Genomic DNA, 23,096 nt, shown 5'->3' with positions numbered 1-23,096 from the left:
GGCCGATCAAATAGCCGAAACGAACTTTCGCCAGTTCTCCCACCTCATGTGTGCTGTCAACCGAGGTACGGCGCCGGCCTGCCTTCCTCGAAATGCCCGATCCGCAGCCGAACGGTGGGGTGCACTGGCAGTCCCACCAGCTCGTCCGCCCCAACGAATCGGACTTCAGTCGATTCGCTGCTGACGGCGATCTCGCCGCCCACGACCCGACCGAGATACGTGACGGCGAACTCCTGCCGAACCTCTCCGTCCCCGTACTCGATGACGTGCTCTGGGTCGGTGTAGATACCTAATAGTCCCGTGATCTCGATGTCGAGTCCCGTTTCCTCCTTCGTCTCCCGAACCGCACACTCTTCGAGGGTCTCGCCGATCTCCATGGCACCCCCCGGCAGCGACCAATTCCCGGAATCGCCCCTGCGCTGCATCAAGATTCGGCCCGCGCCGTCCGTGACCAGAACCGATCCGCCGGGAACCAGGCTGTTGGCCCTCGGAGCACTCGGGTCCCGGTAGTAGTCACGCCGTGAGCTCATGCGCAAGTCCTTGTGAGTAGGGGGTCGCCGAGCCCCAGATCTGTTCGAATTGCTCGGCAAACGACGAGAAGATCCCGTGCTGGGACAGCTTCCGCAGATGGAGTGCCGGGTGCTGATATCCGCGGGCCCGGAAGAGGTACGGCGTAACGACCATCTTGTCGTCGAACCGGAACACCGAGTTGTAGAGATGACTGGTGTGCAGACCGATGTCGCAACCTGGCGTGTCGGTCAGCGGGCCCAACATGTTCAGCGCATTCCGGATTCGGCCGGCAAGGGTTCCGTTCATCTGTTCCAGCGCATCACGCTCGGCCACGTGCTGGCAGTCCGGATCCGCGAATGCCAGTCGGATGCGAGTTCCGTTGCGGCACTTGGCGGCGAGAATGTCCGCCGCATCCGGCAGCAGTTCCAAGACGAATGGGTAGGCGTAGCCGACGATGTCGATCTGCTCGTCGGCCCCGAGGAGCAGCGAGGTCCACAGGTCGTTCGGAATGTCGGCCCGATGAGCATAGGCACCCTGCACCTCAGCAGTCGCCACCCCACCGGCTGCGAGATCAGGACGAGTCTGCGGCCACAGCAGATCTTCGGTCTCGTGAAGAACCTGCGCGACCAACGCCCGTGTGCGCCGATGAGGCACACGACCGGACAACCACCGGTTGACGGTCTTCACGTCGACGCCGACAGCATCCGCTAGCGCAACCGAATCCAGTCGCGCACGAAGCATCGCCGATTCCAAGCGGGTGGCCATGCTCGAACCATACGGCCCATTTCCTGGACATACCAGCACCTTTGAAATGTCCGCTGAAGTGTCCCAGACGTAGTTCAGGTGCCCGACTCGGAGCAATACCGTCAGATCAACCGTGACGACCAACAGCCAAGGGGGCGACGTGATCTACGGAAGAACATCTCTCACGTATCCGACAACAAATCTGGCCGACGGGGGCCGTTGATGACCACTTTGCTCGACCAAGCACTCGTCCTCCGCCTCCTGCAGCCTGGCGGGCAACTCACCGACCGCCAGATAGCCACCAACACAGCACTTTCCATTCGCCGAACCAGACAAGCACTACGCACGCTCCACCTCAACGGCCTACTCCGCCAGGTCACCCACCGCCAAGCCTGGGAACTGTCGTCCTGCGGCCACGCCTACACCAACACCCCAACCGGCCGAGCCATGCTCGACGTGCCGCGATCGGCACTCGCCGGATGAAACCCATCGCGATCGGATACCTGCGATCCGACATCTCCGGCACAGCACAGGACTGGGACGAGATCCGAATCCGTTCCCTGGCAAGGCGATATGGCTACGACCTCGCGAAAACGATTGTGTTCACCCCACGAACTTCCGATCCGATCACCCAGCTGATTACCATCGCCCACCGGACCGACGCCGAAGCGGTCTTCACGCCTCGTATGGGGCACCTCGGCATCGACTTGCCGATCGCCCTAATCAGAACCTGCGACGTAGTCACAGTTGATGACGAGAACATCTACGCGAGAGCGTATTTCACCCGTCAGAGTCCTACTGTGGCTCCATGATCCGTGAGGAATCGGGAGACCTCCTCACCTGCGGACGTCGAAGCGCTCGCCAATTTGTAACCATCGTCGGAGTGATAGGCAAGGAGATCGTGCTGCAGTTCAAGCAGACCTAGCCGACTGGACGATGCGGCCGCAGGTCTGCCAGCGCTTGTCGACGCAATCGAACGAATGGCATCCGGTAGATGGCCATCCCGCGCTCGGTTGCGGACATGGTGAACTCGTGTGGAACAACGCAGAGCCGCTGATCCGTCCGGCGTTGAAGCCGCAATATCTATCTACCGCACAAGATTGCTATGGTCGGCCGTCCAGGAGAGCATTCTCGTTGTGCCACACGATCTTTCCGAACAACTCTGGTGGATCCACGGCAACTATGGCCTTTTGGTGGAGATGGAACGCAGTCGGAGTGGTGCTACGGGTCAAATAGTGCTGCACTGCTTGAATCGGCTCGACGCCGAGTTCGACCCCGTCGACCAGTCGAAAAATTCCATCGACATGCCGCCCGCGAAACCCCAGTTCTACATCATCAGGATGGCGACCGAACTCCGATGGCCCGAAGTCGATTACGCGGCGCTGCCGGCGTAGCTGAGTCTTGGCTGGATCGAGCCGCACGAAGAATGAGTGCAGGTCGAGGTCCTTGATGCGATGCTTGCCGCCGGAGGCGTAGTGCAGCGCGCCACCCTGAGTCAGCGCAGTCATCAGGTAGGCATCCCGGTAGGCAGCAAGATGAGGGTTCCGTTCGAAGAACACTGCGAATTCGTCCCTGGCGATCGAGGCCAGGCGGTGCAGGTGACTTTCGGAAATCGGTTCGTGCGAATACCTCGACACATCGTTCTCCACTCGCGCAGCCTAGGCGATCAGTCCACCTTCCGCTGCGGGGTCACGGTACCGCGGTGCAGGATGGGACCGTGGAGACGAACGTACGGACGCCGATGCAGATCTTCAGCCTCCCACAGACTCTGGTGGTCCCACTGTTCCAGCGGCCCTACGTCTGGGATCAGGTCGAGCAATGGGAGCCACTGTGGAATGACATCCGGCGTCTGACTGAGCTGCGGCTGCGCGATCCGTATTCCACGGCAACGCATTTCCTCGGTGCGGTAGTTGTCCAAGCTCAGGATGGACAGCTCGGCAGCCTGCAGGTGAGCAACATCATCGACGGCCAGCAGCGACTGACGACGCTGCAGTTGCTTATGGATGCGACCGGCTCGGTGCTGGAGTCCGCCACCGCGACACGCTCGCGGGCCAACTGGAGAGCCTGACCCATAATCAGGCCACCTTCGTACCAGCGGGAGAGTCGCGGCTGAAGATTCGTCACACCAACCGCGACCACGCCGCCTTCGATGAGGTCATGGACTCAGATCCGCCGGTCAGTCACGCCGAGCTCGCGCACGCGAGTGCCCGGATTACTCGCGCCCATGCCTATTTTGCTGATGCCGTCGCCGCCTGGCTAGGCGTATACGACGGAGACGACTACTCGAGTCGGGCCAATGCACTGGTCGGCGTGCTGACCAGCGGGCTCCAATTGGTGGCCATCAACCTCACTGCAGTGGAGAACTTGCAGGAGATCTTCGAAACTCTCAACGCTCGCGGAACCCCGCTGACCGCTGCCGATCTCATCAAGAACTTCGTCTTCCAGCGGCTCGCTGCCGAGGGTTCGGACACGCGCCGCGCCTATGCCGAAGACTGGCCTTTCGACACGAAGTTCTGGGAAGCTGAGGTCAGCGTTGGGCGCTACCGGGTTAGCCGCGGGTCACTGTTCCTCAACCAATGGCTCATTTCCCGGATCGGCGAGGAGATCGGACCGCAGCAGACATTTACGCGCTTCAAGGCCTACGTCGAACATGACAGTGGACAGAAAATGGGCGTACTGCTGCCGACGATCAAACGGCAGGCCGATCTCTACGAGGCTTGGACGCTAGCCGCCGACGACAAGGACCGACAGCTCACCACCGTCGAGATGTCGGTGTACCGCATGAAGGCCTTCGAGGTCGAACTGCTCAAACCGATTCTGGTTTGGCTGCACGACCCGGAACGTGCGCTGACCGGCGACACCATCGACGGTGTCGTTGCGACAGTGGAAAGTTGGGTTGTCCGCCGCATGTTCCTCCGCCTGACGACATCCGATTTGGGCCGCGTCGTCGCCGACATCATCCGCATCCACAACGATGCACCCGATGCCGAACTTGTCGACCAAGTTGCCAAGCACCTGTCCAGACTGAACGTCTCCAGCACATATTGGCCCGGAGACAACGAGATTCGTGCGTCGCTGGCTGCCGAAGCCGCCTACCGCCGCTTCAAGGTCGCACGTCTGCGGGTCTTCCTGGAAGCGATCGAGAACCGGTTCAGGCGGGTGACCAACCAGCCACAGGTGCCGCGACGCGGCTACCCGATCGAGCACATCCTGCCGCAGAAGTGGAAGGATAACTGGCCTGTCGACGGACCCGAGGCCGAGATCGAACGCGGAGCGCATGTGCACCGGCTCGGCAACCTGACCTTGCTCACCGGTTCGCTCAACTCCAAGGTGTCCAACGGCGCTTGGGATCTGAAGCGGGACGCAATTCGAGAACACGACACCCTGCTACTCAACAGTCGACTTCTCAGCAGTATCGGCGACGAGCAGTGGGCGGAGGAAGCCATCGAGGCTCGGACCGAACGCATCATCGACGTGCTACTCGCTGTGTGGCCGGTGCCCCAAGGGCATACCGGGCAGGTGGTCGACCCCCGAGACAAGAACCAAGACTGGGTCGAGGTGAAGGACCTCGTTGCGGCCGGACTCCTTACACCAGGAACGATACTGACGCCGCGACAGGGTAACTGGCGAACGAGTGAAGCGCTCATTCGCGATAACGGCACGTTGGAAGTAGAGGGCCAATCCTTCGGGTCACCCTCCGGAGCGGGTCGTCATGTCAAGGGCAGCGTGACCAACGGCTGGACCTTCTGGAGCTCCCGGACGGACGGCGACTCATTGACGTACGCGCTGCATTCCGCGGTGAGAAGCCGACGGGCGACAACAAGACCACTGCACTTTCCGAAGCTGGCACTACCGAATAATCGCGGCGACTGCACAGAGGTGGAGATCGCTACGCCGGGCGGGATCGGACTGACCACGGGCAAGGGGATGGTGCGCGGTCGGTCAGTGCTGGCCCGGGCCCCTTGCGTTTTGCCCATTAGACGTCCTGCCTTCTCGCTAGCCATCTCCAAAGTGCCGAGCCCCAACGGGTCACAGCGAGGTGCTTCTATCAGGCGGGGGGCGGATCGTTTTTGTAAGCCGATACCTTCGCGACACTCACACTCCCCGCGACAACGTTTAAGCGTGTCGTGGACTTTCCCGATGTCCAAGCGCGCACGGCTACCTTTCCATTACGGTCGATAGTCGATATATTAAGCTCGATCACGGATGCAGTACTCAGCTCGGATATCTCAACACTTTCAACCGCGTACAGACACAGTTCGACTTGAACCGTGTTGTAGCCGACAGCTCCCCACTTCCTAGGCGGATCAGTCGGAAACTCGCATAAATCGAACCGCAGATAAACACTTGGGCCGTCGCGGTGCAAGCGAATCTCGTGGAGCACAACGCCATCCAGCGATGGAGTGAGCGCCCCGAACACTCCTCGAATACTACGCGGCTCGTGCAGCGCATCAACCCAGCTCATCAGTGCATCCTATGTTTGGAAGGGATAGTGCCCAAGGGTTCCCGGCACTTTACCAGTTCGAGTATTTTCAATAGGCCGGACGTTGAAGTGGGGGCCCTGGTCGCCTACGCCGTCTTCCCCATACCGGTGCCCCGCACTGTGATCTTGAATAACTATCCGGTTTCCATTGCCGGCAGTAAAATGATACTCCTCGGTCATGATTTCCTGATAGTTTTCATCGAGGACTGCATGCCCCCACATATCCTCCATTCTTACACGCTCTACAGCGCTGGGCTGCTGACTGGTCGGAATGCCGGCGTCTCGCATTGCCTGTCGGAGCGCTGCGTGCCGAGTGGGTAATTCTTCGCTATTGGAGTCCCCACAAGCCAGGCCCAGTGGATCTATCCATGACATCGGGTTATGCGGATAGGTGTTCGGGTTGGGAGCCGGGTCGAGACCGAGTGGATCCTGAGTTAGGTATCGTCCCGTATCGGGGTCGTAATAGCGGTGGTGATTATAGTGAAGCCCGCTCTCGGAATCGAATTGTTGCCCCTGGAAACGATGCGGCGTATCGATTCCCACCCAGGTCGTAGCACCCCACAGCGTGCTAGCCGAATGGGCCACGACCTCCCCCGTGTCAGGATCAACGAGGTGGGTTGGGCTACCGTCCAGGCCGCTGACGATCGCGTGGAACTCGCGATCTATTTCATGACTGTCGACCGATTGAGTAAGCGGGATGTACGTGCCAGGATGGTACGACCACGCGGTTGTTGTGCGGATACCATCCGCGTTTACCGAAGCTTGTTCAGCAAGATGGGTGCCATCCCAATTGAATTCGCTTCGACTACGACCGTCGACCAATTTTTTCGAACGACGACGCCCGAAAGGATCATACGTATACTGCCACTGCTGGCCGTCTGGAGTTCGGACGTTGATCAGCTGATCGAAAGCATTGTATTCGTAGTGCCACACAGCAGCTTTGCGAGAGATGCGGGACTTCTCCTTCCGCACCAGCCTGCCAGCCGCATCGTAGTGGTAGCGGGTTCGGCCCGCGCGCGCAAGCAGATTGCGACTGTACTCGAATTGAGGTGCGTCAGTCTCATCAGAGCCCAGGCCGCTTCGACCAGCCATCGCGCCGGACTCGAAGATCAAGTTCGAGAGTGAATCGTAGCGGTACTCTTCGGCGATTACACCAGCAGCAGTGATACGCGCTACGCGACCGAGCGGATCTAGCGTGAAGTCTCGACGTTCGGCGCCAGCCCGGTCAATCACAGAATGAGCCGAAAGGTAACCGTCCGGTCGCCACGAATATTCGTCGCGGTGAATTAATTCTGATGGGATACTCGTCCGAGGATCTAGCTGAACGAGCTCACGGCTGACAGTTAAACCTGCCAGCCCGAAGGTGGAGTGCTGACCTATTCCCTCAGAACGCCAGCTGTTCTGGCGACCAACGGCGTCATGGGTGAAATCGACTCGGTGTCCACATGTTCTAAGTGCCACGATCTTGTTCGAATGTCCGTACTCGAACTCCGTGGAAACACCGGTCGGCGAGGTGTGCGAGACACGGCGTCCATAGTTGTCATATCGGTATTCCGTCGGCATTTGACTATCGACCTGCTGACTCAGGAGTCTTCCGGCCTGCGAATGTTTAGATAGGAGGGAATGAGTGACACTACGGGCTGATTCAGAGTTCAGCCCGTTTGCGGCAGTAGTTATCCTTCCCACGAGGTCATAGGTATATGAAACCCATTCCCCGGATTCGGCACGAGTACCAACAAGCTGCCCGAGTTGGTCGTAGGAGTGATACCGGCGAATCCCCATAGGAGTCGTGACCACGGCAACAGCGCCCGACGGATTATAGGCGTATGCCGTTGTCGCATCGTTGTAATCTGTTTCGGAATAGACCTGCCCGGTGGGGCCATAGACGTAGTGCCAGGTTTGTCCGTTCGGGTTCGATACGGACGTGAGTCGCCGCTCTGTATCCCAGGAGTACCGAGTGGTGTCGGTGCCAGCTGAAGTAAAGGACGCACAAAGGCCAAACGGGCCATAGACGTAGGTATCGATCCTGCCAGAGCGATCGGTGCGTGCGACAAGGTTGCCCTCGCCGTCCCAATTCCATGTTTCGACAAGATCATCGGCGCCGATGCGGCGCACGGGCTTACCCTCGTCGGACCAATCATGGTGGATGGACTGACCGAGCTGGTTCGTCGTCGTGGCCGGACGGCCGAAATGGTCACGCGCCACTGCGAGTATCCCGCCAACAGGGTCGATGGCGCGGATGGGAAGGCCTGCGGCGTCGACATCGACAGCTGTTGTCGCATCCGGGGAATCGGAAAATGTATGGATACCACCGTTGGGGTGGTAAGTATACTGCCGGGTAATTCCGTCAGCATCAGTGACTGACGTAGCGTTGCCTGCCTCGTCGTAGGTGTAGCGAGTGACTCCACCGTCGGCGGCCGTGATTACGCTGGGACGGTGACGGCTGTGGTACTCAAAGGTAATGGTTCGACCGTCTGGACGACGGACCATCGTGAGGTCGTCGTTGATGTCGTAAACGTATGTCGTCGTCGCTAGATCCGGCCCCACGCGGCGAACGGGTTTTCGACTTGCGAGATAATCGGTGCGGGTTACATGACCGAGACCGTCTGTTTCGATGTGGAGCCGCATTTGCTCATCGAATTGGTAGGTGGAAGCCACGCCCAGCGAATCAGTCACGGTCGTAATAGAGCCTTCGCCGTGCGGCAAGGTTTCGTAGGTGAATCGAGAGGACCAAATGCCATCGATCCCGTCCTGCGCGATAACGCGACCTTGGTTGTCGTATGTGTTGGTAAACCAGGTATTGTTCGAGTCCCGCCACGACAACATCCGGTGGGAGTTGTCGTACGTGTAATGCGTTGTCGCACCGACGCCATTGGTGACTCCAACGAGATCACCTGACTGGTAAGCGAATTTACGGATTACGGTCGATTCGCCGGTGCCGAAGCGGGCATCGTCCACAGATATCGCCGTCACTCGCCCCGAGCTGGTGCTGAAACTGATCTGGTAGTCGCCCGAGCTGGTGATCCTGGTTGGTGCACGGTCGAGGTCGTAGTGGAAGCGAATCCAGTTGTCATGACGGTCGGTGATCGCAGTGATCGGAAAGTCACCGAGGGCAGCGGATTCAGCATCAGGGGCCGCGAAGTGCCAGGTGATTTCGCGGTCGGGGTCGTGGACTCGGAACGTGTCGGTGCTGGTACGGGTCAGTGGCCACGGTGAATCACCGTGTAGCGGAAGCACTGCCAGATCGGGAACGTCATGCGGGTACGACAGCAGCATGCCGTCTTCGGCGACGAAGGTGACACCAGCGTGGTCGACGACAATCCGCAAGTCCAGCGCTGAGGACCAGGACGGGCCGAACCATCGGCCGAATCGGTAATTGGAGCGATGGCGACGCCACAGAACGACTGGCAGCACCCCTGCCAGGGTGACATCGACAACCGGCACGAAATACTCGCCGGTGGCGAAGTCCACCGGTTCGCGCCCGCCGCAGGTGCCTTTTGCGTCCTGGGTAGTCGAGGGGTCACCGATGCGGGCCTTCTCAGGTGCGCCGTCGTTGGTCGTGGTCGGCGACTCCGGCTTTTTCGCGTTGAGGTCAGGTGTGCTGGCTGGTGTGGTATCTCCTGGACTCGCGCTTTTCGTGGGGGCGTCGGGTGTGCTCGCCGGATTCGTGTGCGTGTCAGGCTGTTTGGTCGTCGATGGTGTTGTCGAGGTATCGGTATTCTTTGCCGCCGCAGGGCTCGTCGTGGTGGTGGTGTCAGCGTTCTTCGACGTCTTCGACGGAGTCTTCTTGAACGCCTTCGCGATATCACCGAACGCCGACTTCAACTGCTTGAGCAACGGCTTCAACTTCGCCATCGTCTTAGCGAGCTTCGAGAACAACTTCGAAATCGTCGCCACGGTCTTCGCGATATACGCAGTGGCCTGGACCGCGACCAGCGGGGTCGCCAAACCAACCGAGAACACCAACTCCGCCGCCCAGACCGCGAGACGGCCGACGGTCTGGGCTACCAAGTCACGCACGGTTTCACGGACCGCGGCTACGATCCCGCCCGCCATCCGGATCGCCGAAGCTGCCGCAGTCGCGGCAGTATTAGCCGCAGTAAGCAGGTTCGTGGTGTTCGACGCCGCCGACTTGTACGCGGTCGCGGTCTGACCGGTCCAGTCCGCAACATCGGCAGCAACCGCCGCGTTTTGGGCGGTCGCTACCTCGCTGATCCGGGCAGCGACGTTGTCCCAGGTTTTGGCATAAGCCTCGATCTGGGCAGGGTCGCCTGCGATCCAGTCCAGGGCATTTTGGAGAGGTTGGCAGTGCTCGATCAGCCAGCCCACGCCGTAGCCGGCCAGTGTTCCGAGGGGGTCCACAACGAGGGAGACTGCTTCAGCGCCGAGACCGACAACACCGAGGCCTACTTCGATCCAGGAACCACCCGAGATCGCGTCGGACAGGTCGGTGACCGAGCTGACCAAACTGATACCGGTGGACCAGTCGGTGGTGTCTTCTTTCGCCGCGATCAACGGGTTGGCGGCCATTACAGACCGGACTCTTGAGACTTGAGCGCGGCAGCGTTGGTGGTATCGCGGGTAGTGAACGCATCAGCCACGGCGGTCAGGTTCGAGCTTGTATCACCGAACGCGTCGATCGCAGCCTGGATCGCGTCGATGCCATCGGTCTCGACCGAATCGACGAACAACGGACCGAGGAACGCACACAACTTCCCGAAAGCGTCCGAAGGCGCCGAGACCGCCTGGGCTGCTTCGAGGGCCTCGGTCAACCCCGAACCGGCCGAGGTGACGTTGGTGGCATGGGACTTGATCTTGTCCGGAGAGACGCTGAGTTCCCCGCCTGCACTGGTCATCTTCGGTGCCCCGCCCCTCGTGTGATGCCACCCCGGGCCGGCGGGCACACCCTGCCCGCGACCTGCGGTGTCGAACTGATCGACCAGGTCGAAACCACCGGAAGAACCGGCAGGAAAGACCTGCGGCACGCAGTGCCAATCGCCGAGCGTAGCGGATACGCGTGGGTTGGTACGTGCGGTGAAATCGATGGAACCAGAAGGCTCTTCCTCGCGTCTAAGGGTGTAGAGCAGTGCCATCTTCGTGGCGCAACGGGCTCACATGGTGGAACATGGCCGGGTCCGTGGTGAGGCGGTGTCGTAGGCTGTGCCAACGACCGGGGTGGCCAGGTGCGCGAAGCACTCGGGGCGGCCGTGGCTGGTGCCAGCTCGGCCGGACGGTGTGGCTCGGTGATCGGGGAAGACGGAGGATGCTCGTGCGGCGACGGTCTGCAGTGGTGACCACGGTGGTGTTTGGGGTACTGGCGGTGGCGGGGTGTTCGACCACAGAGAGTGGGAACGCACAGCCGAGCGCAACTACGGACCTGTCGGCCGCTACCGCGGCGTTGTGGGATCCGTGTTCCCAGATCCCGGACTCGACTTTGACCAGCCTGGGACTTGACGTGACTTCGGAGCGGTCCGGCATCCTCGGTGCTGATGAACCAGGATGGAAGGTATGCCGCTGGGAGGACATCGGGTTCCCATCTGGGTACAGCGTCGGTGCGTACTCAACTGTGCACACGCTGGACGAACTTCGTACCAAAGAGGGCAATATCGAGTTCACAGACATTGTGATCGCTGGTCGCAAGGGCGTCCAGTTCCGGCAGAGTCACTATGAAGCCAATGAAGACTGTTCAGTGGCCTTCCAAACAACCACCGGTTTCGCGCAACTCGACATGCTGAATGCTGGTGTATCCGCAAAATTTGTACCGCCTTGCGAGCGACTGAAGCCGATCGCAGAGTCGATCGTTCCACTCTTTCCAAAGTGAATCTCTAGGGCCGTAGGGGGTTTCGTGGCTGCAAACGATGAAAAATCTCGCTGGCAGTATCTGAACGAGGAGGCCAAGGCGGGCCGACTTTATTTAGATCCATCGGTCGCAAAGAGCTGCCGCGATGCAAGCAACAAGCAGATCGACCTCTTCTTGGAGTTGAAAGGTGATCTCAAGAGTGTATCGAGCGTAACCGGGCTCGGTCGGTTCAACGCCGCCGACGAGTTGGCGAAGATGCTCGGTATGAAAGCGATTGGCGGAGAGCGTGATTTCGACACCGCCTTCAAAGAGCACATCGAGGTGCTCACGTTGATCCGCGACACCATCGAGATCTCGGTGAAGAAGTACGAGGAACAGCAGATAGCCCAAGCGCAAGCAACGAACGCGTTGGGCAACGGCTACTGATCCACGCCGGCCGCTGACAGTCCACCCGACGGGCAGATCACATCCGCTGCGGCGCCGCGATTCCCAGCTGCCCCAATCCGATTTCCAGGGTGCGGGCAGTCAACTGGCACAACGCGATTCGGTTAGAATGTATCGGTTCCTCAGCAGCGAGGACCGGACACGAGTCGTAGAAGCTGGTGTAGGCGTGGGCCAGTTCGTAGAGATAGCCCGCCAGCCGGTGTGGCTCCAACGTGTCGGCCACCTCGGCGAGGACAGTGCTGTAGCCATCGAGACACAAAGCGAGTTCCCGCTCGGCTGGTTCCATCGGCCCGCCGATATCCACGACCGCAGAGGTTGCGGCATCGGCTTTGCGCAGGATCGAGCAGACCCTGGCGTGGGCATACTGCAGATAGACACCGGTGTTGCCGTTGAGCATGGTCATGCGGCCCGGGTCGAAGGTGTAGTCCTTGACCCTGGATGTCGACAGATCCGCGTACTTCACCGCACCGATTCCCGCCTGCTCGGCGATCGCATCGAGCTCGGCCGACGACAGGTCCGAGTTCTTCTCGGCGACCACCGCACGCGCACGCCCGACAGCTTCGTCGAGCAGGTCCATCAACCGAACCGTCCCGCCCGCACGGGTTTTGAATGGTTTGCCGTCCGACCCGAGGATGGTGCCGTAAGCGACGTGAGCAACCTCGATCGCCTCGGTGAGCCACCCTGCCCGCCGTGCCGCTTCGAATACCAATTGGAAATGCAGCGCCTGCCGCGAGTCGGTGACGTACAGCAGCCGGTCCGCGTGCAGTGAGGTGATGCGGTACCGGATCGTGGCCAGGTCGGTGCTGTCGTAGCCGTAGCCACCGTCGCTCTTGCGGACCATCAGGACCGCCGGCTGATCATCGGGTCCTTTGACCTGTTCGGACAGCACGACGACCGCACCATCACTCTCGACCGCGACGCCCTTGTCCAGCAGTTCGGTGACGGTATCGGCGAGCTTGTCGTTGTAGAACGACTCACCGAAGTAGTCGTCCGGAGTGAGCAGCACACCGAGCCGGTCGTAGATCGCGCCAAACGCCTTCTCGGACTCCGCGACGATCTCCCGCCAACGGGCCACGGTGTCAGGGTCACCGGCTTGCAGCGCAACCACACGAGTCCTGGCCCGGTCGGCAAAGCCTGAATCCGAGTCGAATTGTTTCCTGGCCGCCTTGTACAGGCTGTCCAGCGCCGACACCGAGCTGGTGTCGTCATCGAGTTCCTCTGCGTGCCAGGGCGATTCAGTGTGCTCGTCGATGTATTGGATGAGCATGCCGAACTGTGTACCCCAGTCACCCAGGTGGTTAGCACGTACGACATCGGCGCCGAGAAACCCGAAGACACGGGCCAGACTGTCACCGATGATGGTGGTCCGCAGATGTCCGACGTGCATTTCCTTCGCCACGTTCGGCGCCGAATAGTCGATGACGACCCGTTGCCCGGCTTCGGCGGTGGGGACGCCGAGCCAGTCATCGGCCAAGCGCGCTGCGACGGATTGCCACACCGCCGTATCGGCCAGGGTGATGTTCAAGAACCCTGGGCCCGACACTTGCACATCATCGATCACACCATCGGCGAGATCGATCTGGGTGACGAGCTCAGCGCCGAGCTGTGCCGGCGGGACACAGACCCGCTTCGCCAACGGCAGCGCGACATTGGATTGGAAATCGGCACGATCGGAACGTCGCACTACCGGGTCCGCATCCGCCGCTTCCGGACGGACTCGGACGATCGCCTCCGACACAGCGGCAGCGACACGTCCGAGCAGCGGCACAACACCGGCAGAGCTCACCTTGGGTTCCTTCCCGTGGATGGTGAACTCATTGTCGCAAGCACATCAAGCGGATATCGGCTGCTGATCGAGAGACCCTCTGTGCCTCATAGACCGTGGACCCCGCCGCTCGGCATGAGGCTGTGCGACGACCTACCTCGGGCAAGCAAGATCGACCACCGTCCTGGCTGAAAGCTCCCCGTCCAAGCACGATTGAGGAACGATATGGTGTCGAGAGCCGTTGCGGGACTCCACAATCAGGGCTCGGGTGCGCAGACCGTCTGACCTGCATTTACCGCGGTGTCAGCGCGCACGATGTTGTCAGGGGTTGATCGGATTACCGATGGGATCGAACACTCGGCGCCCATCGGGGGCGAGCCAGAAGCCTTCATTATCGCGGCGGTAGACCAGCGCACCGTTCTCGTCGCGCCATTCACGTCCGTCGTGTGAGACCGTCCAATTCTCCTGGGGCGTGCCGGACCTGCCGTCATCTTTGATGTAGGTGACGTCGCGTGGGGCTGTGGGATCCAACGCACGCAGGCGCACCTGTGCGCGCATCTCCTCGAACGCTTCAAGTTGCCGCACTGCCCGCTCGTACTCTTCGTCGTGGGGGGTCGTCATGACTACCAATTACCTCTCGACCATCTGGATCACGATCCGGCCCGTCGCGGAGTCGAAATATTTGTTGTGCACGGCGAATTTGCTGTTCGACGGGAACAGTACTTCGTCATCGGTGCCGAACAACATGCCAATATCGGGTCGATCCTGCGGCTTCGTCATCCCGCAGCACCGAAGGAGCGCAATGATCGAGACCCTCATCCGGCCACGGCTCGAATCCTGATGCACCACAGCAGTTAGAGCTGACGGATCCACTGTTGGTAGTCGCCACGAGGTATGGAGAACGGCTCGAACTCGGCACGCTCGAACAACAGTTGGCTCGGACCGTTCTGGATGTGGATGTTCGCCGTCACCAACACTGTGCCGTTACCGCCTTCGCGCGCCCTCGCTGCGATCACGACGCACGCCTCAGCAAGGCACCGGTCAGCGACTTTGCCACCCTGCCCACGTACCGATAGGCAAACTCCGATCGCGGCAATATGGGCAGCGAACACCGATGGCAGCGTCTCATCGAACGTCAGATGCGCTACTGCGACGATCTGGTCGCCACCACCCTGTCGACCAACAACGAGAAGGTTGCCCGCTTTCAAGCACTGCGGACTCTGCCGAATGATGCTCTGCGCCGCGCGTTCCCAGGGCTTCGGGTGCGACAGCTTTCGACCTGCTGGGCTCCGCGGCCGCGAGGTCGTACAGGTGAATTCCTTGAGTTGTATCGCCTCTCGGCGGTCTGTGATCGTGGCCCAGCAGATCTCGGTTGGATTCACCGGGCAGGCTTGCCATTCGCCGCGAGCCAGCCCTCCAGATCGGCTTGGGACGGCCGGTGCTCGAAAGCTTGCTCGTACGCCTGCGTCAGCACCGCACTGTCGTCTGGTTCTGGGAAGTCGATCTCGTCGACGGACACATCCAGCACCCATGCGAGGTGCTCGGGCGAGACATCACCGTCTTCGACCCGGCGTTGTAGTGCCTCGGCGAGGATCGGCGGCATTGCGCGAGTTGAGGATTCCTGCTGTCTGAGAATAATCGCTCTTCGGCGCTCGAAAGTGCTCTGCTCATCACCAGCGCCAGCTCGAACGGCCACGGGCGTTGACCGCTTCAACGCGACAGCCACCTCTGTGGAGTATCGAATCTTCAGCTTGGCCAAACGATTCTTTGCCGCGATGGTCGACACACCCGTCTCCCACAGGAATCGCGCGAGCCCTTGTTCCCCCATCGTCTGCCAATCATGCTGCCTAACAAGCTCCTCCGGAAGCAAGAGGTGCGCCGCGAACTCGTCGGCGGGAAGCTCTTCTGCTTCACCGGGAAGCTGGTCGCCATTGTGATGCCCGAGCGCCAGATGTGCGAGCTCGTGTGCCAACGACCAGTTGCTCCGAAACCAATTGGGAGTGGTGGCGAGCATGATGATCGCGCGCGAACCGATGGTCAGCGAGTAATCCGTGGAGAGCATCGGCAGGCGAATCACATCGACGCCCAGTCTCGACTCCACTACCGAACCGAACTGCCGCACAAAGCTCCCGCCCAACGTGGCCCGCATGTCGGCGGGATCATCGGGCAGCGGCCTGCTCGGCGGGGGCCCGTCAGGAAAGGCTGCGTTGTACGCGTGAACCACTTGGCCGAGGAGCTCCTCGTCATGCGCCCGTCCGGGGTTGACCCGCACACCGCGGTCGCTATCCCATGCGTGCCGAGCCGCGATTCTGACCCGCCTCGGATCAACCGCACCGGTGACGAGCCAGTGCAGATCAGCTCCGATCTCATCGGCGATACGCGCGAGCTCCTGTGACGAGAAGCCTCGCTGCCCGTTCAAAGCCCGCGACAGCGCGTCGGGCTTCATTCCGGCCCGCTCAGCAAGGCTGCGCTGACTCAGATCCCCCGGCATGAGAGATCGGATCCGCTCCCCGACCGCCCTCAGCTCCTCGTCCATGGTGACGATCCTACCTGCGAAATTGGGAAATTCCCAACGCTTGCAGGACCAGGATCGTCATGCGACGATGGCAACCATGTCCGAGACTGCAACGGGGATCGGTCAGCCTGGCGATGTCGAGAGTCGCGAAACGGATGTCCGATCGCTGGTACGAGATCGCGGGTGACCTCGCCCTCGTCGATGCGAGCGGCACGCGAATGCACGCCTTCACACTGTTCTTCGACTGGAACAATGACGAGCCGCGGCTCTGTGCGGTTGCCGACGAGGCGCCGCCGGAGGGATGCCGGTGGTACCCCGAAGGACCTGGTCTGCACTGTCTACGTCCGGGCGCAACAAAACTGGACGCAATTGCCGCGCTCGCTGCGGAAATTCGCGAAAACCATGGACTAACAGTCGACTTCGGTTACGAAAAAGACGAGTGGGACAACGAGCCGGACCGCATCGCGCACCTCCTGCTGAACGCGATCAACCGGGCGGAGTCGAGTGGCGTCGATAAAGATCAATTGATGCGCTTCATCGCCACAGTGCTCGGCCCGCGGGAACCCACTGGCGCTGTCGGTGGTGCGGCGTAGTGTCGCGCGTGTCGGCGTTGCGGTGACCAATCGGAGGTTCGCGATGGACGTGCTGCTCGGAATCGGAACACGCAAGGGCTTGTTTCTGGCTCGCAGTCGGGACGGGCGGGCGAGCTGGACCGTGTCGCCGCCGCAGTTCCCGGTGGCTGATGTCAAAGCGTTGGCGATTGATACTCGGCAGGAGACGCCGCGGGTGCTCGCCGGGGTGTTGAACAGTCATTTCGGGCCCACGTTGGTGGTCAGTGACGATCTCGGCGAGACGTGGAGCGAGCCGGATGATGCGCCGCTGGCGTTTCCCGAGGACACCGGGGCTGCGTTGGGCGGCGTTTGGCAGATTGCGCCTGCCACCGATGCCGAGCCGGATGTCGTGTACGCGGGCGTCGAACCGTCGGCACTGTTCCGCTCGACTGATCGTGGCCGGACGTTCGAGCTGGTCAGGGGCTTGTGGGACCATCCTCATCGGCCGCAGTGGGAGCCGGGCGGTGGCGGGCTGGCTTTGCACACCGTGCTGCCGCATCCGGTCGATACGCAACGGATAGCAGTGGCGATGTCCACCGGCGGTGTCTATCAGACTTCCGACGGCGGCGAATCGTGGACGCCGACGAACAAGGGTGTGATTGCGGATTTCATGCCCGGCGAATTACCGGAATGGGGGCAGTGCGTGCACAAAGTCGCCCTGGACGCCGAATCGCCGAGCACCATGTATCTGCAGAATCACGGTGGTGTGTTCAGAAGTACCGATGCAGGGGTGAGCTGGCAGTCGATCGACGGTGGGTTACCGCCGTCCAACTTCGGCTTTCCGATCGTCGCGCATCCGCGTAAGCCGGGGGTGATCTACACCTTCCCTCTGGTCGCGGACATGGAGCGCTTCCGCTTCCCGCCCGATGCCGCCTGCGCGGTGTATCGCAGCGAGGACGGCGGCGAGACATGGTCGAAGCAGAACGATGGGCTCCCGAAGGTCCCGTTCTGGGCGGCGGTCATGCGCGATGCCATGTGTGCCGACGACGCAGACCCGACCGGCATCTATTTCGGCACTCGCAACGGCGAAGTGTATTGCAGCGCAGACGAAGGCGACCATTGGCAGCTCGTGGCCGACAAGTTGCCGGACGTGCTGTGCGTGCGCGCCGCGGTCATCGGTTAGCGCGATGGCTCGTGTCTGTCTGCCCTCGATGCTCCGCACCTACGTCGACGGCGCCAAGGAATTGTACGTCGACGGCGCGACCCTGAAGCAGGTTCTCGATGCGCTGCGCGAACGATCGCCCGGGTTGGAACGCCGACTCCGTGACGAACGCGGGGCGTTGCGTCGGTACGTGAACTTCTATGTCGATGGTGACGAATGCCGGCTGCTCGACGGTCAGGACACCGTTGTCGGTGCGGGCACCGAGGTGATGATCATTCCTTCGGTCGCCGGTGGATGATCCGTATTCTGTTGGAGCACAATGCTTATCGGAAATAGGGCGTGGCCTGCACCCAATGGAACCCTCGTGAGACAGCCGGGTACTGCGCGAGATCGACCTGGTCCAGTTGCATTCGCACCGGTCGGCCGCCGAGCGAGCCCTCCAAGATCAGCCGATCCGATTGTGGCTGAACGTAACTGAATGTCGCGAGCTTCCATTGGTGTGTCGTATCTTTCGACAGCGTGATGGTGTGTTGGTCGGTGTCGATCCGGGCAGGGAACGAGACAAGTGAATCGTCGAGCCGCTGCATGGTTATGCCCTGGGGGATGTCGAAGATGATGCGGCGAAATCGTTCGGTGGCGCTCGGTATTCCGCCGTTGGGCCGCGATTCGCGGAAGTCGACCAAGGCGGGCACTTCCTCGCCGCCAACCGAGTACACGGTGACGTTCCAGATGCCGTATAGCGGTGACTTGGGCCGTGCGTTGCCGTAGGTGTGCCAGCCGTCGTATGCCTCGACGGTTGTCGCGCCGAGCAGCCACACCCCCATCAGTACCTGGGCGGCCAGAAGGATTCGGCCGCCGCGCGGTGTGGAAAGCAAAGGTGCCTGCGGTCGCGCTCCTACTGCCCGGCCGAACAGGGCGCGAACGATGCGAACGATGTCGGGTGCGGCCAATACCATTGCATACAGAAACAATTGAAGGGCGAACAACTTCACCGGCACATCGAAGGTGAGATTCATCAGGAGCACCTGAAGCGCCACGATCACGGCCAGCACAGACCCGAGCCCCGCGGTCACCGGCAGGATCAGCAGCAGCGCCGCGGCGACTTCCGCCGTACCCAATGCCATCTCATACGGCTCCGACAGCGACGACTGCGCCCACAGCACCGCCATCGGGCTCATATGGCCGAACGGTTCGACCAGCCGCTCGAGGTTGAACGACATCTGGGACGGAAGCACTTTGATCATCCCGTACAGCAAGAGAGCGCTGACCAGGGAAATACGCAGCAGCAGTCGGAACCACTCGTACAGTCGCACGTAGTTCGGGCGGCGCCGGTCGAGGACCGACCAGGCAGCGGTGACCGGTACAGCGACCAGGATCAGGGTGAAAGCAGCCACCCATTTCGCAGCAGTGTCACCACTGCCGGTGACCGTGTAATCGATACTCACATCGAAGATTTGGGTGCCGACCCAGTCGGTGAGCGGATTCAACGCCGTCCATTTGGCGACCTCGCTCACCGTCTCCTGCGGCACACCCAAAGTGCGTAGCAACGCATGCAGCAGCCATACCCCGGCCATCCCGATACCGAGAACAACGAACCCGAACCGGAAGAGCACCCGGACAGCCGGATGCCACCGCTCCACGACTTCCAGTTCGAAGTCGACGATGGGCTCCCGCTGAGCCAACACCCCTGTCACCATCCATCACTCCTACGGTCGAAAGCCGTGCGGGTGAAACGCTATGGCAGCGGGCGTGACTCGGAAATCCAGCAATATCGTTGCCCCGAGCATTCGGGTCACGCGTCAATTCAGAACAGTCCACACATTGCTATCCGGCCCTTGGCCGAGGCAGAACATCTCCTCACCGTCGGGCGACGTCGCTACTCCCGAGCCCACTTCACAGGAAGTACCAGGGGTGCGCGTGCCGAGCAGCGGCGCTGATTGCACCCATTTCGCGCTCGGACCGCCCGCCTTGGTGCATTTCAGGGTGCTGCCGTCATCGGCGGTCGCGTAGTTGTCACCGGGCGGAGTGCAGGGGACTCCGACTGCGGGAGTCGCCTTCTTGGGTGCGGTCTTGGTAGTAGCGACCGCGGTGGTGGTGCTTTCGGGCACGAACTGCGGGGTGGTGGCGGTGGAAGTCGGTGGAGCGGCGGCCGGCGGCTGAGTCGTCACGGTGGCGGGTGCCGGAGCGGTCGCGAGTGCGATCGTGATCCTTGCCGGTGCCGGGGTGACGAAACGCGGTGCGTCCATCGGAGCGCTTACGTCCTGGACCAGCGGAACGAACTGCAGCGCGACCATTTCAGGTAACGCTTGCACCACGGACCAGCCCTCGACTTTGGTTCCAGCCTGGGGAGACGCGCTGTACGAGTACGACTCGAAACAGTCGTTGGTGAGGATGGCGTGCTCGGTCCGCTGGGTGATGCCGGCGCGATCCACGGTGCTGAGCAGCCACTGGTCGGGTTGGGACATCCGGCTGGTGCCGATGCTCTCGACCTGGGCGCGAACCGCCAAAGCGACGTGGCCCGGCAGCAGCTCGGTCACGCACTCTGCGGGTGCGAGCGCCACTTCGGTGAACGTGATGGCGCCGACGTTCGCGCCATTGGACACATCGGTGAACGCGAAGGGTGTGCCGAGACCCGATGTCGGCGCGGCGCTGGCCGAGGTGGTGGCCGGCGAATCGGCGCTCCCACACCCGGTTACACAGACTAGGACGACTGAGACGGCGATAGGCGCCAGATAACGCTGCACGGATGAAATCCCTTCGTACGGAAGCGAACCGGAAAGCATTGCACGATGCGGCACCCTGCTGGAAATGCGCCAACCACATGACCACGGTCAGCTCGAGGCTCGCCGGAGACGTACGTGCCGATGTCGAGCTACTCGGAGCCCGTCCAACCGATCCGCATGCCGTCGCCTCTGATGTCAACTATGTTGGTATTCAACGCATTACAGCTCCACCCGCTGTACGGAGCTGAGGTATCCGGAGGGGGATCGATGCCGAATATTCATCGCGAGCGGGTAGCACGGTGGGCGGAGCGCACACTCGCCGAGCAGCGACAGTTGACACCTGGCCAGCGTCGTTTCCTAGCAGCCCTACTCACCAATCCCGGCTGGCATGTGCTCGTGGACCGCGGTTCACCCACACCCGACCGGATCGCAGCGTTCGCGCTGGGGCGCACCGGCGTTTTCGCCCTTGTCTTCACCGAGACACTGCCCAGCTCTGCCGACGTCATGAAGATCCGCAGCGAGGCCGAGCGAACCTTCGCCAAGTTGGTGGTCGGCGGCGCCCAATTCGTGCCGCACTCCCTCGACATCGTGCTGCTCATGCCCTTCGGTTCACGGCCCGTGGCAGATGGCCGCTACCTCGTTGTCGATGAGACCAGCTTCGTCGGCACCCTGGTGCATCGTGAGAAGCGGATGCGTGCGGAGCGGGTCGGTGAGCTGGCCGCGACAGCTGCGGAAAAGCTCAGCACGCACAGATACCTCTGCGCCGACGACGCGCCATCAGCCGAAAACGTCGAGGCCGGCGGACTATTCGACCAGGAGGACTTGCACGCTGAAGCGAGGACGGCCGCACTCGCCAAACCTTTCAGCGATTGGGTGACGTTCCTAGACCCCGAGCAGCTCACGCTGGTTCACACCACCTTTACCGGCCCTGCCCGGTTCAGCGGTCCGGCCGGCACCGGAAAGTCGGTCGTCGCGCTGCACCGCATGGCGTACTTCGCCAAGCGCAATCCAGGGCGGCTGCTCTTCACGACGTTCGTCAAGAGCCTGCCCGCCTACCACGAGCGAAGCTTCGCGCAGTTGGCGCCACACGCTGTCGATCGTGTCCAGTTCAAGGGGCTACACGCATGGGCGACCGCGTTCCTGCGCCGTCGCAAGGTCGAATTCGAACTCGACAACGACGCGATCAAGCACGCGTTCAGCAAGGCTTGGCAGGGCGCCGGTGGGGTGTTGGACCGGGTCGAGGGTACCGATCGCAGCTACTGGAAAGACGAGATCGACAGGGTGATCAAGGGCCGCAGGATCACCGACCTGACGACATATAAGCGCGTGGAGCGGGTGGGTCGTGAAGGTATCAGCCTGCGGTCCTCTCGTCGTCAATTCGTCTGGGAGAACCTGTATCTGCCCTACCAGGAAGTCCTGGATGCGCGGCATGTCCACGACTTCAACGACGTCATCTCGCTGGCCGTCGACGAACTCCGAGCACGGCCGCTCGACAGCACCGAGGCATATGCCATGGTGGTCGTCGATGAAGTACAGGACTTCACTCTCACGCAGTTGCAGCTGGTGCACCAGATAGCGGGCGGCGATTCCGACGCCCAGCTGCTCCTGGTCGGTGACGGACAGCAGCAGGTCTATGCCGGCGGTTGCACTCTGTCCGAGGCGGGGATTCCGCTTGCCGGCGGCCGTGGTCGAGTGCTTCGAACGAACTACCGCAATCGTGAAGCGGTGCTGCGGTATTCACAGCGCATCGACGCAGGCAACGCCGTCGACGATCTCGATGGCGGTGCCGGCGTCATCCTCCGAGACAGCGATCCCACGTTGTCGGACGGTCGCGCGGATGACGTGTACGTCTCCCGCCGCGATATCGACCGTCTGCTCCCCCTCGCGCTCCGCGATGCGCACCTACAGCCGGGTTCTGAGATCGCCGTGATCGTGAACTGGCCGAGCGAGGTCTATCGGTACCTGCGGGTGCTGCGCCGGGCAGGCTTCGACGCCATCGCATTGGAGGACGATGACGGCTCGCAGGTCGGGCAGGTCAAGGTCGGTACGGTGCGCCGTGCGAAGGGTATGGATTTCACCGCGGTCTTCCACATCACCGCGGAACCGCCGGCCGACCTCGGCGCGCTGTCCGGCGGTGCCAGGGACCGAGCCGAGATGCTCGCCAGGCAGTTGCTCGTCGCAACCAGCCGCGCCCGTGACTATCTCTGGGTCGCCTACCTATCGGACTGAACTATCAGGACTGGGAACGCAAAAAGGCCCCCAACCAATGGTTGAGGGCCTTTCGCAATGATGTTCCGGCAGTGTCCTACTCTCCCACACCCTGTCGAGTGCAGTACCATCGGCGCAGGTGGCCTTAGCTTCCGGGTTCGGAATGGGACCGGGCGTTTCCCCACCGCTAT

General features: G+C 61.6%; 22 protein-coding genes, 1 rRNA gene and 1 pseudogene. 10 read left to right on the top strand and 14 right to left on the bottom strand.

Annotated elements, in window-relative coordinates; translation table 11 throughout:
- Window positions 1-56: 56 nt before the first annotated feature.
- Both IBJ82_RS28205 and IBJ82_RS28200 read right to left on the bottom strand, forming a co-directional pair.
- On the bottom strand, window positions 57-530 hold the full coding sequence (locus tag IBJ82_RS28205) for an NUDIX domain-containing protein (protein WP_194829021.1): 474 nt from the start codon (window positions 528-530) through the stop codon (window positions 57-59).
- On the bottom strand, window positions 514-1,398 hold the full coding sequence (locus tag IBJ82_RS28200) for a helix-turn-helix domain-containing protein (RefSeq protein ID WP_228537818.1): 885 nt from the start codon (window positions 1,396-1,398) through the stop codon (window positions 514-516). Before IBJ82_RS28200 ends, IBJ82_RS28205 begins: the two co-directional genes overlap by 17 nt.
- A 78-nt stretch (window positions 1,399-1,476) precedes the next feature.
- On the opposite strand from IBJ82_RS28200, the gene IBJ82_RS28195 reads away from it, so the two are divergent.
- Window positions 1,477-1,737, top strand: a complete 261-nt coding sequence (locus IBJ82_RS28195; protein ID WP_194829020.1) for a hypothetical protein — start codon at window positions 1,477-1,479, stop codon at window positions 1,735-1,737.
- Window positions 1,734-2,066, top strand: a complete 333-nt coding sequence (locus IBJ82_RS28190) for a hypothetical protein (RefSeq protein ID WP_194829019.1) — start codon at window positions 1,734-1,736, stop codon at window positions 2,064-2,066. The genes IBJ82_RS28195 and IBJ82_RS28190 overlap by 4 nt, the downstream gene beginning before the upstream one ends.
- A gap of 291 nt (window positions 2,067-2,357) precedes the next feature.
- Here IBJ82_RS28190 and IBJ82_RS28185 read toward each other — a convergent pair whose 3' ends face one another.
- On the bottom strand, window positions 2,358-2,903 hold the full coding sequence (locus tag IBJ82_RS28185) for a hypothetical protein (protein ID WP_194829018.1): 546 nt from the start codon (window positions 2,901-2,903) through the stop codon (window positions 2,358-2,360).
- Between the two features lie 68 nt (window positions 2,904-2,971).
- Here IBJ82_RS28185 and IBJ82_RS35135 point away from each other — a divergent pair, with 68 nt between their 5' ends.
- Window positions 2,972-3,322, top strand: coding sequence for a DUF262 domain-containing protein (locus tag IBJ82_RS35135; protein WP_370585521.1), 351 nt, complete (start codon window positions 2,972-2,974; stop codon window positions 3,320-3,322).
- A pseudogene (locus tag IBJ82_RS35130) lies at window positions 3,310-4,983 on the top strand (DUF1524 domain-containing protein); the annotation flags it as partial. The gene IBJ82_RS35135 and the pseudogene IBJ82_RS35130, both read left to right, overlap by 13 nt.
- Window positions 4,984-5,302: 319 nt before the next feature.
- Here the strand turns inward: IBJ82_RS35130 and IBJ82_RS35505 are convergent.
- From IBJ82_RS35505 to IBJ82_RS28165, 3 genes are read right to left on the bottom strand one after another with little or no spacing between them, the layout of a single operon-like run.
- Window positions 5,303-5,719 carry an Imm50 family immunity protein gene (locus IBJ82_RS35505; protein ID WP_194829017.1) on the bottom strand — a complete coding sequence of 139 codons (417 nt, stop codon included), beginning with the start codon at window positions 5,717-5,719 and terminating at the stop codon, window positions 5,303-5,305.
- A 9-nt stretch (window positions 5,720-5,728) separates the two neighbouring features.
- A complete protein-coding gene (locus IBJ82_RS28170; protein WP_194829016.1) occupies window positions 5,729-10,267 on the bottom strand; it encodes an HNH/endonuclease VII fold putative polymorphic toxin in 4,539 nt (1,512 codons plus the stop codon).
- Window positions 10,267-10,830, bottom strand: a complete 564-nt coding sequence (locus tag IBJ82_RS28165; RefSeq protein WP_194829015.1) for a type VII secretion target — start codon at window positions 10,828-10,830, stop codon at window positions 10,267-10,269. Before IBJ82_RS28165 ends, IBJ82_RS28170 begins: the two co-directional genes overlap by 1 nt.
- 197 nt (window positions 10,831-11,027) lie before the next feature.
- On the opposite strand from IBJ82_RS28165, the gene IBJ82_RS28160 reads away from it, so the two are divergent.
- On the top strand, window positions 11,028-11,558 hold the full coding sequence (locus IBJ82_RS28160; RefSeq protein WP_194829014.1) for a DUF3558 domain-containing protein: 531 nt from the start codon (window positions 11,028-11,030) through the stop codon (window positions 11,556-11,558).
- 24 nt (window positions 11,559-11,582) lie between these two features.
- Entirely contained in the window at window positions 11,583-11,963 is a 381-nt protein-coding gene (locus IBJ82_RS28155; protein ID WP_194829013.1) for a hypothetical protein, read from the top strand.
- 37 nt (window positions 11,964-12,000) lie between these two features.
- On the opposite strand, the gene argS is transcribed toward IBJ82_RS28155, so the two are convergent.
- The 5 genes from argS to IBJ82_RS28130 all read right to left on the bottom strand — a co-directional run bounded on the left by argS (window position 12,001) and on the right by IBJ82_RS28130 (window position 16,282).
- Entirely contained in the window at window positions 12,001-13,767 is a 1,767-nt protein-coding gene (gene argS, locus IBJ82_RS28150; protein ID WP_194829012.1) for an arginine--tRNA ligase, read from the bottom strand.
- A gap of 300 nt (window positions 13,768-14,067) precedes the next feature.
- Window positions 14,068-14,367, bottom strand: coding sequence for a hypothetical protein (locus IBJ82_RS28145; protein ID WP_194829011.1), 300 nt, complete (start codon window positions 14,365-14,367; stop codon window positions 14,068-14,070).
- A 9-nt stretch (window positions 14,368-14,376) separates the two neighbouring features.
- Window positions 14,377-14,526 carry a hypothetical protein gene (locus IBJ82_RS28140; protein ID WP_194829010.1) on the bottom strand — a complete coding sequence of 50 codons (150 nt, stop codon included), beginning with the start codon at window positions 14,524-14,526 and terminating at the stop codon, window positions 14,377-14,379.
- 74 nt (window positions 14,527-14,600) lie between these two features.
- Window positions 14,601-15,128, bottom strand: a complete 528-nt coding sequence (locus IBJ82_RS28135) for a hypothetical protein (RefSeq protein ID WP_194829009.1) — start codon at window positions 15,126-15,128, stop codon at window positions 14,601-14,603.
- A complete protein-coding gene (locus tag IBJ82_RS28130) occupies window positions 15,125-16,282 on the bottom strand; it encodes an ImmA/IrrE family metallo-endopeptidase (protein ID WP_194829008.1) in 1,158 nt (385 codons plus the stop codon). The genes IBJ82_RS28135 and IBJ82_RS28130 overlap by 4 nt, the downstream gene beginning before the upstream one ends.
- A 134-nt stretch (window positions 16,283-16,416) precedes the next feature.
- Between IBJ82_RS28130 and IBJ82_RS28125 the strand changes: the two genes are divergently transcribed.
- Genes IBJ82_RS28125 through IBJ82_RS28115 form a run of 3 tightly spaced genes read left to right on the top strand, consistent with a single transcriptional unit; the run spans window position 16,417 to window position 18,272 of the window.
- Complete coding sequence (locus IBJ82_RS28125) at window positions 16,417-16,854, top strand: amidase (RefSeq protein WP_194829007.1); 438 nt, start codon at window positions 16,417-16,419, stop codon at window positions 16,852-16,854.
- Window positions 16,855-16,897: 43 nt separating this feature from the next.
- Window positions 16,898-17,995: an exo-alpha-sialidase gene (locus tag IBJ82_RS28120; RefSeq protein WP_194829006.1), complete on the top strand. Its 1,098-nt coding sequence runs from the start codon at window positions 16,898-16,900 to the stop codon at window positions 17,993-17,995.
- Between the two features lie 4 nt (window positions 17,996-17,999).
- Window positions 18,000-18,272, top strand: a complete 273-nt coding sequence (locus IBJ82_RS28115; protein WP_194829005.1) for a MoaD/ThiS family protein — start codon at window positions 18,000-18,002, stop codon at window positions 18,270-18,272.
- Window positions 18,273-18,297: 25 nt separating this feature from the next.
- Here the strand turns inward: IBJ82_RS28115 and IBJ82_RS28110 are convergent, their stop codons facing one another.
- Window positions 18,298-19,671 (bottom strand): DoxX family protein, encoded by a 1,374-nt coding sequence (locus IBJ82_RS28110; protein WP_194829004.1) that lies wholly within the window; start codon window positions 19,669-19,671, stop codon window positions 18,298-18,300.
- 102 nt (window positions 19,672-19,773) lie between these two features.
- A complete protein-coding gene (locus IBJ82_RS28105; protein ID WP_194829003.1) occupies window positions 19,774-20,577 on the bottom strand; it encodes a hypothetical protein in 804 nt (267 codons plus the stop codon).
- Window positions 20,578-20,964: 387 nt separating this feature from the next.
- On the opposite strand from IBJ82_RS28105, the gene IBJ82_RS28100 reads away from it, so the two are divergent.
- Window positions 20,965-22,926, top strand: coding sequence for a UvrD-helicase domain-containing protein (locus tag IBJ82_RS28100; RefSeq protein ID WP_194829002.1), 1,962 nt, complete (start codon window positions 20,965-20,967; stop codon window positions 22,924-22,926).
- Between the two features lie 63 nt (window positions 22,927-22,989).
- Here IBJ82_RS28100 and rrf read toward each other — a convergent pair.
- A 5S ribosomal RNA gene (gene rrf, locus IBJ82_RS28095) occupies window positions 22,990-23,096 on the bottom strand; the annotation flags it as partial.

Origin of the sequence: Nocardia sp. XZ_19_231 (genome assembly GCF_015355705.1) — a bacterium.
Taxonomy (GTDB): domain Bacteria; phylum Actinomycetota; class Actinomycetes; order Mycobacteriales; family Mycobacteriaceae; genus Nocardia; species Nocardia salmonicida.
This window is presented reverse-complemented; position numbering and strand designations above follow the sequence as displayed.

Excerpts from the sequence above, each read along its gene's own strand:
- IBJ82_RS28205 (WP_194829021.1), bottom strand. The coding sequence starts at position 530 with ATGAGCTCACGGCGTGACTACTACCGGGACCCGAGTGCTCCGAGGGCC.
- IBJ82_RS28195 (WP_194829020.1), top strand. The coding sequence starts at position 1,477 with ATGACCACTTTGCTCGACCAAGCACTCGTCCTCCGCCTCCTGCAGCCT.
- IBJ82_RS28190 (WP_194829019.1), top strand. The coding sequence starts at position 1,734 with ATGAAACCCATCGCGATCGGATACCTGCGATCCGACATCTCCGGCACA.
- IBJ82_RS35505 (WP_194829017.1), bottom strand. The coding sequence starts at position 5,719 with ATGAGCTGGGTTGATGCGCTGCACGAGCCGCGTAGTATTCGAGGAGTG.
- IBJ82_RS28170 (WP_194829016.1), bottom strand. The coding sequence starts at position 10,267 with ATGGCCGCCAACCCGTTGATCGCGGCGAAAGAAGACACCACCGACTGG.
- IBJ82_RS28165 (WP_194829015.1), bottom strand. The coding sequence starts at position 10,830 with ATGGCACTGCTCTACACCCTTAGACGCGAGGAAGAGCCTTCTGGTTCC.
- IBJ82_RS28145 (WP_194829011.1), bottom strand. The coding sequence starts at position 14,367 with ATGACGACCCCCCACGACGAAGAGTACGAGCGGGCAGTGCGGCAACTT.
- IBJ82_RS28140 (WP_194829010.1), bottom strand. The coding sequence starts at position 14,526 with ATGACGAAGCCGCAGGATCGACCCGATATTGGCATGTTGTTCGGCACC.
- IBJ82_RS28130 (WP_194829008.1), bottom strand. The coding sequence starts at position 16,282 with ATGGACGAGGAGCTGAGGGCGGTCGGGGAGCGGATCCGATCTCTCATG.
- IBJ82_RS28125 (WP_194829007.1), top strand. The coding sequence starts at position 16,417 with ATGTCCGATCGCTGGTACGAGATCGCGGGTGACCTCGCCCTCGTCGAT.
- IBJ82_RS28120 (WP_194829006.1), top strand. The coding sequence starts at position 16,898 with ATGGACGTGCTGCTCGGAATCGGAACACGCAAGGGCTTGTTTCTGGCT.
- IBJ82_RS28115 (WP_194829005.1), top strand. The coding sequence starts at position 18,000 with ATGGCTCGTGTCTGTCTGCCCTCGATGCTCCGCACCTACGTCGACGGC.
- IBJ82_RS28110 (WP_194829004.1), bottom strand. The coding sequence starts at position 19,671 with ATGGTGACAGGGGTGTTGGCTCAGCGGGAGCCCATCGTCGACTTCGAA.
- IBJ82_RS28100 (WP_194829002.1), top strand. The coding sequence starts at position 20,965 with ATGCCGAATATTCATCGCGAGCGGGTAGCACGGTGGGCGGAGCGCACA.